The sequence below is a fragment of the Paenibacillus ginsengihumi DSM 21568 genome, assembly GCF_000380965.1.
Classification (GTDB): domain Bacteria; phylum Bacillota; class Bacilli; order Paenibacillales; family NBRC-103111; genus Paenibacillus_G; species Paenibacillus_G ginsengihumi.
Map to the genome: position 1 here is coordinate 1 of NZ_KB905580.1, position 14247 is coordinate 14247.

A 14247-nucleotide genomic window follows, 5' to 3' on the forward strand; every position below is an offset into this window, starting at 1 on the left:
TAATGATCCCAGCCTCGTTCGAGCCGCTCCGGGTCCGACGAGTCGCGAAACCATTCGATCAGTGCGTTCATGCGATTTTTCGGGATTTGCAGTTTCAGCATGGGTTCCTCAGCCGCCCTCCGACCCCATTAGTTTATCTTGAAAATAGCGCTTGGTGCACGGCTCATTTTCACCATCTGATGGTGCTGCGCAAGCCGCATGGGCGTCTATCTTGAAAATTTGGCGGTATACGCCGACAAAATTTCAATACCGCAGGTGACGACCGATGACGACAGGAAGCACTCGTCATAGGCGTCTATCTTGAAAATTCGACGAAGCTTATCGGCGAATTTTCAACACCGCAGGTGACGACCGATGACGACAGGAAGCACTCGTCATAGGCGTCTATTTTGAAGTCGATTTACCTGGAAAATTTCCAATACTGCAGGTGACGACCCTGACGTAAGAAATCGTTCGTCATAGGTGTTTATCCTATAAGTGTAACCCCGCACGGCTTCCAAAAGCAACCGCCATATCGTGCGAGCGTAAAGCCCATCTTCTCATTTTACGGCGAAAAGGCCCGGATTAAACGCTTATCTACTGATATATATGGCAGTCAGATGAAAACATTCGGCCAGGCGGCGTGCCCGCTCGCTCCCTGCCAGCCTGCTTCCGCTTGCCGAAAGTTGCAATGGCATCGCTTGTTGAGTAGAATGGGGCAAAAGGATTTCCAATTTTCGCCGGGAGGTGCTGTTGATGGGAATTCTATTCGGACGGGATTACCGGGAGATCTTGGACGATTTCTCGCTGGCGCTGCAGGGGATCGAGCGCTTCTACGAAGCCTTCGATATGACGGACGAGGAATGGTCGGAGCTGGGGGAGAGCGAGCAGAAAGCTTGCGTCCGCACGCTCGCCGATGATCTGATCTACGGCCTCGGGACGGAGCCGAGCTTGTCGGTAGCTGACAGCATGGTCAGGCATGACGCCAAGCGGCATTTGATCCGGATCGATCAGGGGGACGCGGTAACCCGGATCATTCATTTGATGTAAGAGGGAGTGTGGGGAGCTATAGCAACGATAGACGATTTTTTGAAGCTGGAGATGCGGATCGGCACCATCATCGCCGCTGAGCCGTTCCCGGAGGCGAGGGTGCCGGCGATCAAGCTGCGCATCGACTTCGGGGAGCTTGGCGTCAAGCAGAGCAGCGCCCAAATTACGGCCCGCTACGAGCCGGAGAAGCTGGTGGGCCGGCAGGTCGCGGCTGTAGTCAATTTTCCGCCGAAGCGCATCGCCGGCTTCGTCTCGGAGGTGCTGGTGCTCGGCGGCATCCCGGGCGAGGGCGATGTGGTGCTGCTGAGGCCGGACGAGCCTGTACCGAACGGTACCCCCATCGCGTAGGAGGGAGCAGGTCCTGATAGCATCAATGCTAGCCCTTCCGAAGCTGGGCCAAGCTTGTATCAATGTTTGCCGCCCGTTTCCCCGGACCAGACCATGCAGTGAAACTGCCCCATGCCGACCGGAGTCATTCGCTCGTAAGTGTCGGTGACGACAAATCCGGCCCGTTCATAGACGCGGCGGGCTCGAACGTTCCAGGTGTATACTTCGAGGTCGATCTCGTTCCCGGGCTTAAGCCTGCGTGCCTCCTGGACGATGGTCCGCACGAACGGTTCGCCGTATCCCCGGCCGCATAGATCCGGCCGCAGGCCGAGCCCGAGACGGCTGACGCCGACGATCGGAAAAAATTGGGCGAAGCCGCACAGCTCGCCGCGCTCGTTGGCAACGGCCCGGTACTGCTCCTTGCGCAGCTGCGGATCGGCAAATTCCTCCCCGGCGGCTGTCATCTGCTGCCATGGCTTCAAGTCGTATATATGGTAAGGAGCCGGGTAGCGCCATGCGCAGACAAGCTGTCCATGATTTTCCTCGAACGGGATCAGCTTGAAGATTGGCGTCATCATGGAGATCTCCTTTCCGGAGCCGTCCTATCATATTGCGGGGCGGCCTTGTTACATTCAGGCGCCTTACGTTGTATACTTGACACTATACCCAATTCAATTCGCCAAAGGAAGGGACAATGGATGAAGCATATCGTCAGCGCAAATTGGCTGTTTGAGCACAGAACGGACGACTCGGTCGTCATTGCCGACTGCCGCTTCCAGCTCGGAAATGGCGGGGCCGGGCGGGCAAGCTACGACGAGGGTCATATTCCCGGCGCCGTATACCTCGATCTGGAGAAGGACCTCTCCGGGCCTGTGGCGGCCCATGGCGGAAGGCATCCGCTGCCGAATATCGCGGAACTGGCGGACAAGCTGGGCCGGGCGGGCATCGACGCCAGCAAGACCGTCGTCGCCTACGACGATCAGGGGGGAGCGATGGCTTCCCGCCTCTGGTGGCTGCTCCGTTACCTCGGACACGACAACGTATACGTCCTGGACGGAGGCTATGCTGTCTGGAAGGCCGCGGGGTATCCGGTCAGCGACGAACCGGCATCTCCTGCGGAGACGATCTTCAAGCCGGATGTCCGGCCGGAGATGGTCGTCAATGTCGAGCAGGTCAAGGAGCGGATGAATCGTCCCGGTGCGGTGCTGATCGACTCCCGCGAGCGCAAGCGCTACCTCGGCGAAGAGGAGCCGATCGATCCGGTCGCCGGCCACATTCCCGGTGCCCAAAATATGTTTTGGAAGGAAGCGCTGAATGAAGCCGGTCTCTGGAAAGATTCGGATGCTCTGGCTGCCCGCTTCGCCGGTCTGACGGATGCCGAAGAAATCATCGTCTACTGCGGCTCCGGGGTTACAGCTTGCCCGAACGTCCTGGCGATGGACGAGGCGGGGCTGCGCAATGTGAAGCTGTATGCCGGGAGCTGGAGCGACTGGGTGTCGTACAAGGACAATCCGGTGGCGACGGGGGAGGAGTAAGAGCCGAGAGGCCGCGTTCGACGCGAATTTTGGGGGCTGTGACAGGTTGGGAGCGTGTGCGGCCCCCTCTGGCGTTCTCGTCCAACAGCTTTGAAACCTGTGATTTCTCCCCCGTTCGTCTATGAGCGGGCAGGCAAAATATGCTATAATTGGACAAGCACATAGAACGGCTTGCAAGGGCGGTCGGCTACCTCTCGCAGAAGGGAGGGATGCCCGTGACAGTGTACGAAGCGCTTATGATCATGCTTACTTTCGGTTTGCTGATCGTTGCACTGCTGTCCGCAACACGGAAATAGACCGCCCCCCTGCTAGGAATGCGGTCTATTTCCATATCCGTTTTTCCTGAAGCCGTCCGCCTTTGAAGCGGCTACTGTGCCAGGAGGAGCCGTGTTAGCCGCACGGCTCCTTCTATAGTTTTATTATACTTGCGCACGTATATACGTGCAACCGTCTTTGTTTTTCCGCATGAAAGAACCGATGGTAGCCTTCGTCGTCAGGTAATCGCGGCAAAAGTCATTCAGTCTTCTCGATAGCTCCATAACTTTGCAAACCTGCTGCGTAGAAAAGGGATGAGACCGCTGCCCCATCCCTTTCGCGACGCGCCGTATCTGTCGCCGTGATCATCGGCCATCCCGCACTCCTAACGTTAGGGAAGCGGGTGCGATAACGTGTAATACCCGGTGCTGGAAGCTCTCTGGAGCAAGTTTTTCGCATAGCTGCCGGCCCAGGAATAGCCGAGCCTTCTCTCCTCGCTGATCTGCATGATGTCGTAATACTTTTGACCGTCCCGGTCGGCAAAGAAGTGGTTATTGTTTTCGAGGTTGTAGAACCGGTACCAGATGACGCTGGAAGAATCGGGCTCGAAGAAGACCGGGCCGTTGCGGTTATAGCGTACGCCGTCCGTTCTTACCTGATCGAACCAGGCCAGCGCGTTCAAGGCAGCGCTGCGGATCTCCGGCGTTTGCGGCCGCGACATGAGGAAGGCGGTAATGCCGACCGATTCGCTGCCGGACTTCGACGGCAGCTCGTAAGCGCGGGCTCCGCGCGGAGCGTAGGTCACCGGGTCATGCTGGGCGCACCATACCGTCGGCGTGCCGTTCATGACAATCTGGGAATTCAAAATATAGGATATTCCTTTGTTCAGCGCGGCAGCCAGTTGCGTTTTTTGCGTGCTTGTCACGACATCGGTGTCAAAAGCGTAGCGTTCGTTCACGATATCGTCGACGAGCACCATGACACGAATCATGGCGTTATCGTTGAAGGTCACATAATCGGAGTAATTGTTGCGCTGAGGATAGACCTGCGGCCATCCGCCGGAGGCGTACTGGGAATTCAGAATGAAATCGACGCCTTTGCGCACGGCATTGCGCAGCGTGGTATTATTGGTTTTTTTGTACATATCGGCCAGAAAGCGAATTTCCTTGACGGTCGCATCATTGTCAAACGTGCCGAGCTCTACTCCGTTCGCCACCCAATCCGATCGGCGTTCCGTGCCGTTCCACGGGTTCTGGTATTTGGCCTCCATCCCTTTGAAAAATCCCCCGTGCGGCATTTGCCATGAAGCGATATTCAAGGCGAAATTCGTGTCCGTCGTCAAATTGCCGGTCACGAAACTGCTGAAATCGCGGTAATTCGTGAAGAAGCTGTCCATGTTGACGCCAGGGGCGGCGGCGACGTCCGCGACCACGATATCGTCATACTTGGCTACCGCTGCGCCTTGCGTCACCAGGCCGATGCGGCCGCTCGTCAAGCTGCCGTCCGTTGCGGACAGCTCCAGCACACCGTTCACGTACATGTTCAGCGAGCTGCCATTTACCTCAAGTTTGACGGTATACCAGGTGCCGGTATTTAACGTGTAATTTTTGCTGACCAGCGTGGTCGAGGAACCGCCGATTTTTTTGCGGATTTCCAGCTTGCCGCCGCTGCTGTTGTACAGGGATGCCGCATAATAGTTGTTTCCGTCCTGGTAGCGGGCATTGAGCATAGCGCGATTGGCGCCGTTGAAATTGTCGACTTTGATCCTTGCTTCAACGCTGTAATTCGTCCAGGAAGCGTTCCCTGCATAAGTTCGGCCTTCCACGTTCCCGGTTTTCCGGTATACGTGAGAGCCGTCGACGACGACATCCCAGGTCCCGTTCGTAGCTGTCCATCCCGAAGCGCTGCCGGAATTAAAGTTATGGCTGAATAACGTCGCCGCCGCAGCCGGCGAAGGTATAGCTATCGTTGCGGAGAAAATCAGGGCTGCCGTTAACAGCAGAAAAAGCTTCTTGGCAAATTTCGCATTCCGTCTCAAGTTAATCCCTCCCGAATTGATTAGAATAGGATTGAATCACAGGTACTCCCTGACATTCAGCGGTATGGTCGGTCGCTGACAAGCGTTTGGTCACCACCCCCTCGCAAAATGAAATCGCTGTCATTTGGTAAAAGACAGTTTTGCAATTCTAGCATGCTATTAACCTTGAAATGTTAAAACGAAACAAAAAGTGAGAAAAAGAACCTTTTAAAGCAAATGTTGTATTTTGTACAACGAAAACGCGGGGATATATCTGGATACAAGCAAGTCGGGACTCATTAAAATACCCAAAGACTTGCAAGACGATCCCATTGTACTTGACCATAACGAAGTTGACGCATTAAAAACGAACCAATTCATTAGCCGGTGTAACAATTACTTGTTTTGAAGGGGATAAGGGCAAGAAGATCGAGCGGGTTGGGGACATCATCCGATATCAAGGAAACGCTATAACATCTAAAACGATGCACCTGCCCTGATCGAGAAGCTATACGGACGACGATAAAATATTGCGGAATACCGATCATTTTGCCGGGAAAGAGGTCGTCATCACCGAAAAAATGGACGGGGAAAACACGACCCTGTACGCGGACTTCATGCACGCCCGCTCGCTGGACAGCAAGGATCATGCCTCCCGCCATTATGTCAAAATGCTGCACGGGGGCATACGTTATCTAATTCCGGCGGGGTACCGGCTGTGCGGGGAGAACGTATTTGCCAAGCACTCGATCGCCTATTCTGCATTGCCCGGCTACTTCATGCTCTTCTCCGTATGGAACGAGCGCAATGTATGCCTTTCCTGGGACGAGACCGAAGAATGGGCGGCCAGGCTTGGGGTTCCGTTAGTGCCTGTCCTGTATCGCGGCATCTGGAGCGAGGCGGCGGCCAAAGCGTGCTACACGAAGCAGTCCCGCTGCGGCGGCGAGCAGGAAGGATACGTTGTCCGGCTCGCTTCAGCGTTCGCCTATGACGATTTCAAGCGCTCTGTCGCCAAGTTTGTTACGCCAAAATCATGTGCAAACCGACGAGCACTGGCTGAGCAAGCCGGTCGAGCCGAACAGGCTGGCCGCTGCCGAGCAGTAAGGGAAAGCGGTAAAGTAGGCGATAAGGAGCAGCTAGCCGTTACAAAACGATATAACTACTTCATCCGATCATTGAGGAGGGATTGTCATGTAATACGCGAGCGGTGTAATAAGAAAGGCTAGGGAAGACGATGCATATGGGCGCAAAATACAAGAAAGCCTGCCCTGGAGCTGCAAGCCGCCAAGAGCAGGCCGAATGAAGAAGTTTTTGCCATGATGAACCCTCGCTTCACCGCTTCGCATTGCTTACCACGCCGTACCGATACAGCATTCTGCGGCCGAACCAGTTGAACAGCCTGTCGGTGATGAAGCCCATAAAGCCGAGGCAGATGAGGCCGACGAAGATCCAATCCGTGCGGAAGAACAAGCGCGAGTTCCAGATCAAATAGCCTACGCCTTCGTTCGAAGCGATCATCTCCGCGCCAATGATCGCCATGTAAGATGTCCCCATCGCCAGCCGAATCCCCGTGAAAATATACGGCGTCGTCGCCGGAACGATGACATGAAGCACAATTTGCCATTCGCTCGCTCCCATGCTGCGGGCTGAACGGATTTTGTCCTCTTCGACCGACAGGACGCCCGTCAACGTATTCAGCACAACGATGAAGAAGGTCGCATACATGATGAGAGCGATTTTCGACTGCTCGCCGATGCCGAACCAGACAAGAAACAAAGTGATGAAAGCGATCGGCGGGATAAAGCGGATAAAATTAAGGAACGGTTCGGCCAATAGGCGGATGGGCTGCACCTTGCCGATGACCAGACCGACCGGGATGGCGATGAGGCTGCCCAGCGCCCAGCCTGTCAGCACGCGGCTGAAGCTGATCCCGATGTACTGCAGCAGCGTCCCGTCGGCAATCAGCTCGCCGGCGCCTTGAATCGTGTCCCACGGTCCGGGGACGACATCCGGGCCGTACGCCAATGCGCCGAGCTGCCAAATACCGATCACTACAATCCACAAGAGAGGAACGGACACCGATTTTTTCTCCAACCATTTCATTGTCGCTCCACCCCAGTTATTCGTCAAAATGGCTTTGAATCCGGTCATATAAGCTGCCCAGTTCCGCGGAAGCGATGTTCCTCGGATAGGGCATAGGATTGCTGTAGATATCCGTAATATTGGAAGAGGGACCCACCGACATGATGCCGATTCGCTCTCCCAGCAGCAGCGCCTCCTGAATATCGTGGGTGACGAATATAACGGTCTTATGCGTCTTCTGCCAAATGTTAACCAACTCCTTCTGCATCGTCCGGCGGGTCATCGCATCCAGTGCGCCGAAGGGCTCATCCATCAGCAGAATGGCCGGATCGTTCGCCAGCACCCGGGCCAGCTGCACCCGCTGCTTCATGCCGCCCGACAGCTCCTTCGGAAATTTGCTCTCATGACCGCCCAAGCCGACCAGCTGAATGTATCGGTCGGAGATAGCCCGCCGCTCTTCCCTCGGCACCTTGGACATCCGCAGACCGAATTCTACATTTTCGCGAACCGTGAGCCACGGGAAGAGGGACGAATCGGCCTGCTGGAAGACCATCGCCCGGTCTCTGCCCGGCTTGTCGACCTCGATATTGCCCACCTTAAGCTGTCCGCCCGATTTCGAGATGAAGCCGGCAATCATGTTCAGCAGCGTAGACTTTCCGCACCCGCTGGGGCCCAGCAGCACAAAGAATTCGCCCCCTTTGATGACCAGATTGACATCCTTGATGATGTAATGCATATCGCCGCTCGTCTGCTCGTTATAGCTTTTGCGCAGCTGTTCGATGTGAATCGTATGCTGAGCTGCAGATATGGACATGCTGATCGCCTCCCCTTCGGTTTCCCGGTGGTGTTATTTCCGGTAGGTGACTTGATCCGGCAGCGCCTGCTTGAGCGGTTCCAGATTCAGCTTGCTGTCCAGATCAAAATCGCGCTCGATGATTCCGGTATCGACCATATATTTTTTCTGCCCGGCCAGGCTGTCGTAGGCCGCCTGCGTGAAGCCGACTTTCCACGGATTGATCGGCAGATCCTTCAAGGTCGCCTCCTTCGGCTGCTTCGTCTCCTTGAACATCAGCTCGGCCACCTCTTCGGGATGCGCCTGGGCGTAAGCAGCGGCTTCATCCAGCGCCGCCAAAAAGCCGCTGACCGCATCGGCATTCGCCCGGATGAATTCGTTGCTGGCAACGAGCCCCATGCCGAGGCGCACGGGAGTGTGGGACATGTCGGTAAGCTGATGCACGCCTTCCAGAGCATCGAATTTATCGGTTAAGGCCGAGCCGATCACCCATACGGCGTCCAAATCTCCTTGCTTCAGGGCGATATAAGACTCGTCAAAGGAACCTTGCCCGATCAGCTTCACGTCGCCCAGCGCCAGCCCCTGCTGCTTCAAATATTCGTCCCACAGGTAAGGGATGAACGTGCCGCGGATAAAGCTGACCTTCTTGCCCTTCAGATCGGCGGCGCTGCGAATGTCGTTCTTCGTATAGAGCTTCCAGGCGGCCGCCGCCTCATCCGTTGCCTGGCCGGCGGATGCAATGACGGAATAATCGCCCTTCGCCAAGGCGTTCAGCACGGGGAAATCGGCCCCGTAGGCGATGTCCACCTGCTTGATGAACAGGGCGTTAACCCCTTCGGCCGGCGAGCCGAAGGTGATGCTCTCCGCGTCAATGCCGCGGTTTGCCAGGAAGCCCTTGGCAATCGCTACCCTGAACGTAGGATTCGAGCTCGTATCCGCTATCCGGATCTTCACCTTCGGGGTCGCCTTGCCGGAGGCTCCCTCAACACCGGATGCCGTTCCCTTGGCGCCGCAGCCGGATAACAGAAGCATTAAGGCAAGGAGCAGCAGCGGCAGACTTGTCGAAATGGACGATTGTCGCACGATATGCGCCTCATTCCGTTCGAGTAGGGTTATTTTTGCCGATTCTGCCTTCATCCGTCGTCGCCACACAGGCTGCTCCTTCCACGAACGGCAGCGTCGTCTCCACGCTCACCACGGAATCGGAGCCTTTAGGCGCCGCCCCCGGCACTCGGAAGCTCGATACGTCAATCGGTTCAATCGCGGTCTCCTGCGGCTTCTCCAGCTGGGGCACCCAGTGATACGGCACGCGATAGGAGCGGTACACCATGTTTGTATTGCGGCGGTCTTTGTAGGGCGATATATATTCCCAGACCAGCTCATGGTCCGGCGTTACCTCGAACAGTCTGCCGTTGGAGCCCTCGGTAATCAGCGTGTTGCCGTTGGGCAGGCGCTGCGCCGAGCTGATATACGGGCTGTAGAACTTATAGGAATCGGTCGGCACCGAGAATCCAGCTTCCGCCGACGTGTATTGCCACACAATCTCCAAGGTTGCCGGGTCGATCTCCAGCACGCGCGAATGGTCGCGCAGCGCCGCCTTCAGCCCGTAAGGAGAAGAAGGGTTCGGCAGCCCATAGCCGCCCCAGCCGCCATTGTCAAAGACGAGCAGATTGCCTTCTCCGGGGAGGCCTCTGGGGATGATATGCGCATGATGCTGGCCGATAATCCAGCCGATATGCCTTGCTTCCGGCGCGGAATAGTCCGGGCCAAGCCGCCACACGATGCTGCCGGAGCGTCTGTCCGTTATGGCGATAATGTTCGCTTCCCTGGCGTCCCAAATAATATTGTCGGGATGGAAGCGCTCGTCGCCCGCGTCGTAGAATCGGTTCGGGCCGACATAGGAAGCGGAATTGATATGCAGCCAGTCGCCGACGCCTCCGCCAAGATGGCCGAACGAGCGGGTATTCGGATCGCGGAACAGCACATTGCGGGCCGCTTCATCAAAACCGAGCTCGTCAAAATGCTCGTGCGGCAGCCATTCCCACAGCACGTTGCCCTCCCAATCCACTTCAATGATGGCATCGTCGAGCAGCGGCTTGTCGGAGATTTGCGGGTTGCTGACATTTTTGTGCGCCAGGATGAGCGTTCTGCCGCCGTCGGTCTTGGGATCGAGGCCAGGCGCATAATAGCCGACCGGATTGCCTTCCCGCTGGTAATCGTGATGCTGGCGGGCATACCACAGCGGTTCATAGCCGGGATCGGCAATATGCTCGTAGCCGTTGTACTTCCAGACGATGTTGCCGTCCCAATCGACCTGGACCAGATCGACATTGTCCTGGATGCCGAATTTCGGGTCTCTGCGGCCCGTGCTGCCAAGCACGTAGCCTCCCGGGAAAATTTTGGCCGGGAAACCGAGCAGCCCCTTCCACAGATGAACCTCCTTGCCGTTCATGTCGATCAGCACGACGCCTTCCTCGCCTGCTTGATAGACGGTATAGCCGCTCCAGGCTTTATCCGGACGATACACCGTCGTTCCGGTTGGATAAATCGTTGGATGTCCCATCGCTAATCTCTCCTCGCATTTTAATAACTGAGATAGTTGTTCCTTCCTATGCTTTCCTGGCGCTTCTGCTCCGGGGGCGCGGCTTCGGAAAGCTGGCCGTTGCGCTCGGCCAGTTCCATCAGCGTATCCGAGAAGCCTTCCAGATTGGCGATCATGCGCTCATAGAATCGGCTCTGCTGCCTGAGCTCCGCCGCGGTAAACCCCTCGAACAGAAGCGTGATACATCGGGCGCCGATGTTGCTGTTTCGCGCATACATTTCGCGCCCTTTGGCGGTAATGTCCAGCAATACCGTCCGGCGATCGGTCTCGTTGCGCCTGCGGATAGTGTAGCCTTGTTTCTCCAGCTTGTCGGTTAACGCGGTGATCGCCCCTGATGTGAAATCGAGCTGCTCGGCCAGATCGCTGAGCCGCTGCGCTCCTTCCCGGATGATTTGGTGCAGAATCAGCATGCCCGGCAGGCTGACGCCTTCCACCGTGACGCGATCCCGCTCTTTCACAAACCGCCGGACCATTTTGCGGAACAGCCAGTCTGCTTTCTCCAGCGTCTCCCAATCGCTGCCGTTCATTCCATCCTCCTCGTCCCAGCCTATAGGCCCAAACAAAAAAGACCCCCGGAGCTGCTCGTTGCTAAGCAATCTCGGGAGCCTTTGGCGGTCCAATCGGCTCGGTCTATATTTTACTGTTCATTTAATGAATGTTGAACGAATTGACATTATCATATAACCTATTAACCCGACCTGTCAAGTATGAATTTAAAACCGGGCGGCTGTACGCAATCGTCGGCGCGATTTTGCCAAGCTGCTCGTATACCGCATCGTCCAGCACGCCTGTCGCGATAATCACCGCCTTTTGAAGCGAAAGACTCAGTTACAGCCTTTACCTGCTTGTGTTAAACTCTTGGCAGAGTAACTGCGTGCTGTAAAGTGCAGGTCAACGTCAATTTTATTAGAGGGGTTGTTGTCGTATGAAGCATCCAAAAAGACGATGGGCGGCCGGTTCAGCCCTGCTGCTGTCGCTATTTATGTTGTCCGCATGCGGCTCGGCAGGTCCTTCCCAGGCCGATTTCGACCGTTTGCAGGAACGGGTTGCCGAACTGGAGCGGCAGTTGGCGGATAAGGAGAAGGAACTGGGCGAGCTGAAAGCAAGCGTTGCCGCGGCTATTCCGGCCGCAGGCCCCGGCGGCTCGGCCGCTGTCGGAGACAACGGCCCTGCCGGTAAGGGAGACGGCGTGCTGATCACCTTTGACCAATATAAGAAGCTGGAGATCGGCATGACGTACGAGGAGGTGACCGAGATTATTGGCGGACACGGCACGGCGATGAGCGAAGCTGCCGGTATCGTGGTCTATTCCTACAATGGCAAGGGGGATCTGGGCGCCAATGCCGTGCTGACGTTCATGAACGGCAAGCTTACGGCCAAGGCGCAAGCGGGATTGAAGTAGCGGTGCGGCGCTGCGCTTTGCGCCGCAATCGAGCCGGGTCTGCTCACGCCGTTGCCTGAACGGGCTGCCAGGCGAAGCCCCCGCCCGGAAGGCACTGGCGCGCGTACGCCAAGAGCGTCGGCATTAGGCTAAACGTTTGTCCAGTTTAAATAGAATCGCATACTCGATAGAGTCTGTCGACTTGAGAGGAGCTTATAACGATGGAGAACCGATTAGCAGACATCAATTGGATGGAAAAGAGCGGCGAGCTAGACCGGCTGCTGCAAGCCGCGAAGGTGACGATCATGCCTTTAAACGGCGGTCTGGAAGCTGATGCGATGCAGCTCATCCTGAACGATGAGCAGGTGGTCATGAAAACATGGAATAAGCAGTCGCGGCCTGATGTAGCCAAGCAGTACCGGCTGCTTAAGCATTTGCACCGACACGGGGTGCCGGTTTCCAAGCCGCTCGGCTGGGGGATGGACAGCGAGGGGCATGCCGCTTTGCTGACCAGCTTTGACGGGACTCCGCTGGCCAAGCTGAATAAGGCGGCGATCGTCCGGCTGGCGCACATGATTTCCGCCGTTCATCAATTCCCTGTAGAGCAGCTGGAGAACGGCCTGCTGGAACGTTACGATTTTGTGGACTATTTTTATCCCGGCATTCGTCAGCATCCGGATTTGCACAGCTTGCTCCAGGAGCTCGTAGCTGCCGGCCGGATCAAGCACGAAAGATTGATTCACGGCGACGTGAACCTGGGAAATGTGCTGGAGCTGCAGGGGAAGCTCACGATCGTCGACTGGACGAACGGACAGCTTGGCGACCCGCGATTCGATATGGCCTGGGCGATCGCGCTGCTGCACATTTATGTCGGCCCCCGTTACGGGACGATGCTGCGCGCCGCATGCTTGGCGCAGAGCGGCTATACTGCGGACGAGCTCGAGCTGTTCGAGGCGATCGCCTGCATAAGGTGGCTGCTGCTTCATCGATTGGCCTATGTGCCCAGCAGCAAGGGAATCCTGTCAAAGGTCACAAGCTACATAGAGAGCAATGCGCATTTGCGCGAATATGCCGGGCCGCCGCTGTTGCAGGGAACGGCCAAAGGTTAATCACAGCAGCGATATTGGCAGCTGCGGGGCCCGTCGCCGCTTGACGATAGGGCTCCGCCGCTCGTTGTGTCTATTAGATAGACGCCTATGACGAGCGCTTCCTATCGCCATCGGCGTCACCTGCGGTGCCAGAAAGTTCGCCGAAGGACTTCGTCGAATTTTTGCGGCTCAATGTTTTACTTTGTGCAACATTCGTTACATTTTAAAAAAGGTACGATTCAGCAAAATAGCGTTTGTCACGAGCGTTAGAGATTTGGAAGCTTCGGCAGGAGCGCAGGAAGGGCAGCGAATCCCGGGCTATTTTCAAGATAAGTTATTTCTCAATCGTCCTATTCGTCTAGTCCCCACTTGTTCTCCTGCTCGGTCCGCTGGTACTGGAGGAGCGCGTCAACCAATTCTGCAGGCTGCTCCTTCATCAGGAACAAGCTCATATTCGAGGGGCGGGCAAACCCGGCCTGAATCGCATGAGCGATGAAGTCGGACAAAGGGGCATAGAAGCTGCGAACGTTCAATAAGCCTACCGGCTTCTGGTGTATGCCCAGCTGGGACCAGCTCAGCACCTCGAACAATTCTTCGAAGGTCCCCAGCCCTCCGGGCAATGCGATGAAGGCGTCGGCCAGCTCGGCCATGGTCGCCTTTCGATCGTGCATATGCTCGGCTTCGCGCAGCTCGGTCAGCCCCGTATGCACCATTTCCCCGCGAAACAGCCCCTTCGGCATGACGCCGATCACTCTCCCGCCATTCGCCAAGACCGTATCGGCGACGATGCCCATAAGACCCATTTTCGACCCGCCGTAGACAAGCTCAATATTCCTTGAGGCCAACTCCAGGCCCAGCCGTTCCGCCGCTTCGGCATAATCGGGCGCATTCCCCGCGTTAGAGCCGGCATAAACACAAATTCGTTTCATGCTGATCCCTTCTTATTCGCTAGTTTAATTGCACAATACTATATTATAGCATTTGGAGGATCGGAACCGGAAGCGAGCCGGGCGACGGATGACTGCCCTTTGATAAAAAACACCTCCATTGCCGCGTTGTGCCTATGAATGCCGCCAGTATCTTCGTTGTCCCGCGCGCCGCCTGTTTGTTACAATGAACAGGAGCAATCGACGAGGGG

The 14247-nt window shown here is 56.4% G+C and carries 14 protein-coding genes and 1 pseudogene; 7 read left to right on the plus strand and 8 right to left on the minus strand.

Annotated features, from left to right (window positions below; genetic code table 11):
• Positions 1-735 precede the first annotated feature (735 nt).
• A complete protein-coding gene (locus F591_RS0116255) occupies positions 736-1029 on the plus strand; it encodes a hypothetical protein (RefSeq protein WP_019535682.1) in 294 nt (97 codons plus the stop codon).
• A gap of 18 nt (positions 1030-1047) precedes the next feature.
• A complete protein-coding gene (csaA, locus tag F591_RS0116260; protein WP_026326669.1) occupies positions 1048-1377 on the plus strand; it encodes a chaperone CsaA in 330 nt (109 codons plus the stop codon).
• Between the two features lie 59 nt (positions 1378-1436).
• On the opposite strand, the gene F591_RS0116265 is transcribed toward csaA, so the two are convergent.
• The gene (locus F591_RS0116265) at positions 1437-1931 is read right to left on the minus strand and encodes a GNAT family N-acetyltransferase (protein WP_019535684.1); all 495 of its coding nucleotides are present in this window, start codon (positions 1929-1931) and stop codon (positions 1437-1439) included.
• 123 nt (positions 1932-2054) lie between these two features.
• Here F591_RS0116265 and F591_RS0116270 point away from each other — a divergent pair, with 123 nt between their 5' ends.
• The gene (locus F591_RS0116270; RefSeq protein ID WP_019535685.1) at positions 2055-2891 is read left to right on the plus strand and encodes a sulfurtransferase; all 837 of its coding nucleotides are present in this window, start codon (positions 2055-2057) and stop codon (positions 2889-2891) included.
• 209 nt (positions 2892-3100) lie between these two features.
• Positions 3101-3187, plus strand: a complete 87-nt coding sequence (locus F591_RS33570) for a putative holin-like toxin (RefSeq protein WP_425414361.1) — start codon at positions 3101-3103, stop codon at positions 3185-3187.
• 350 nt (positions 3188-3537) lie between these two features.
• Here the strand turns inward: F591_RS33570 and pelA are convergent, their stop codons facing one another.
• A complete protein-coding gene (gene pelA, locus F591_RS0116280; RefSeq protein ID WP_019535686.1) occupies positions 3538-5184 on the minus strand; it encodes a pectate lyase in 1647 nt (548 codons plus the stop codon).
• Positions 5185-5690: 506 nt separating this feature from the next.
• Between pelA and F591_RS28260 the strand changes: the two are divergent.
• Positions 5691-6267 (plus strand): annotated as a pseudogene (locus F591_RS28260) (RNA ligase family protein).
• A gap of 228 nt (positions 6268-6495) precedes the next feature.
• Here F591_RS28260 and F591_RS0116290 read toward each other — a convergent pair.
• Genes F591_RS0116290 through F591_RS0116310 form a run of 5 tightly spaced genes read right to left on the minus strand, consistent with a single transcriptional unit; the run spans position 6496 to position 11167 of the window.
• Positions 6496-7266 (minus strand): ABC transporter permease, encoded by a 771-nt coding sequence (locus tag F591_RS0116290; RefSeq protein WP_019535687.1) that lies wholly within the window; start codon positions 7264-7266, stop codon positions 6496-6498.
• A gap of 16 nt (positions 7267-7282) precedes the next feature.
• Positions 7283-8059 carry an ABC transporter ATP-binding protein gene (locus tag F591_RS0116295; protein WP_019535688.1) on the minus strand — a complete coding sequence of 259 codons (777 nt, stop codon included), beginning with the start codon at positions 8057-8059 and terminating at the stop codon, positions 7283-7285.
• Positions 8060-8092: 33 nt separating this feature from the next.
• Complete coding sequence (locus F591_RS0116300) at positions 8093-9121, minus strand: ABC transporter substrate-binding protein (protein WP_019535689.1); 1029 nt, start codon at positions 9119-9121, stop codon at positions 8093-8095.
• 10 nt (positions 9122-9131) lie between these two features.
• Positions 9132-10601 (minus strand): aryl-sulfate sulfotransferase, encoded by a 1470-nt coding sequence (locus F591_RS0116305; protein ID WP_019535690.1) that lies wholly within the window; start codon positions 10599-10601, stop codon positions 9132-9134.
• A gap of 20 nt (positions 10602-10621) precedes the next feature.
• Positions 10622-11167, minus strand: a complete 546-nt coding sequence (locus F591_RS0116310) for a MarR family winged helix-turn-helix transcriptional regulator (protein ID WP_019535691.1) — start codon at positions 11165-11167, stop codon at positions 10622-10624.
• A gap of 398 nt (positions 11168-11565) precedes the next feature.
• Here F591_RS0116310 and F591_RS32895 point away from each other — a divergent pair, with 398 nt between their 5' ends.
• On the plus strand, positions 11566-12042 hold the full coding sequence (locus F591_RS32895; protein WP_019535693.1) for a hypothetical protein: 477 nt from the start codon (positions 11566-11568) through the stop codon (positions 12040-12042).
• 200 nt (positions 12043-12242) lie between these two features.
• Complete coding sequence (locus F591_RS28270; protein WP_019535694.1) at positions 12243-13130, plus strand: aminoglycoside phosphotransferase family protein; 888 nt, start codon at positions 12243-12245, stop codon at positions 13128-13130.
• Between the two features lie 329 nt (positions 13131-13459).
• Here the strand turns inward: F591_RS28270 and F591_RS0116325 are convergent, their stop codons facing one another.
• Positions 13460-14038 (minus strand): LOG family protein, encoded by a 579-nt coding sequence (locus F591_RS0116325; RefSeq protein ID WP_019535695.1) that lies wholly within the window; start codon positions 14036-14038, stop codon positions 13460-13462.
• Between the last annotated feature and the right edge of the window lie 209 nt (positions 14039-14247).

What these genes read in the sequence shown, in the direction of transcription:
- F591_RS28270 (WP_019535694.1), top strand. Translation starts at nt 12,243, where the DNA reads ATGGAGAACCGATTAGCAGACATCAATTGGATGGAAAAGAGCGGCGAG.
- F591_RS0116325 (WP_019535695.1), bottom strand. Translation starts at nt 14,038, where the DNA reads ATGAAACGAATTTGTGTTTATGCCGGCTCTAACGCGGGGAATGCGCCC.
- F591_RS33570 (WP_425414361.1), top strand. Translation starts at nt 3,101, where the DNA reads ATGCCCGTGACAGTGTACGAAGCGCTTATGATCATGCTTACTTTCGGT.
- F591_RS0116265 (WP_019535684.1), bottom strand. Translation starts at nt 1,931, where the DNA reads ATGACGCCAATCTTCAAGCTGATCCCGTTCGAGGAAAATCATGGACAG.
- F591_RS0116295 (WP_019535688.1), bottom strand. Translation starts at nt 8,059, where the DNA reads ATGTCCATATCTGCAGCTCAGCATACGATTCACATCGAACAGCTGCGC.
- F591_RS0116290 (WP_019535687.1), bottom strand. Translation starts at nt 7,266, where the DNA reads ATGAAATGGTTGGAGAAAAAATCGGTGTCCGTTCCTCTCTTGTGGATT.
- F591_RS0116255 (WP_019535682.1), top strand. Translation starts at nt 736, where the DNA reads ATGGGAATTCTATTCGGACGGGATTACCGGGAGATCTTGGACGATTTC.
- F591_RS0116310 (WP_019535691.1), bottom strand. Translation starts at nt 11,167, where the DNA reads ATGAACGGCAGCGATTGGGAGACGCTGGAGAAAGCAGACTGGCTGTTC.
- F591_RS0116270 (WP_019535685.1), top strand. Translation starts at nt 2,055, where the DNA reads ATGAAGCATATCGTCAGCGCAAATTGGCTGTTTGAGCACAGAACGGAC.
- F591_RS32895 (WP_019535693.1), top strand. Translation starts at nt 11,566, where the DNA reads ATGAAGCATCCAAAAAGACGATGGGCGGCCGGTTCAGCCCTGCTGCTG.
- F591_RS0116305 (WP_019535690.1), bottom strand. Translation starts at nt 10,601, where the DNA reads ATGGGACATCCAACGATTTATCCAACCGGAACGACGGTGTATCGTCCG.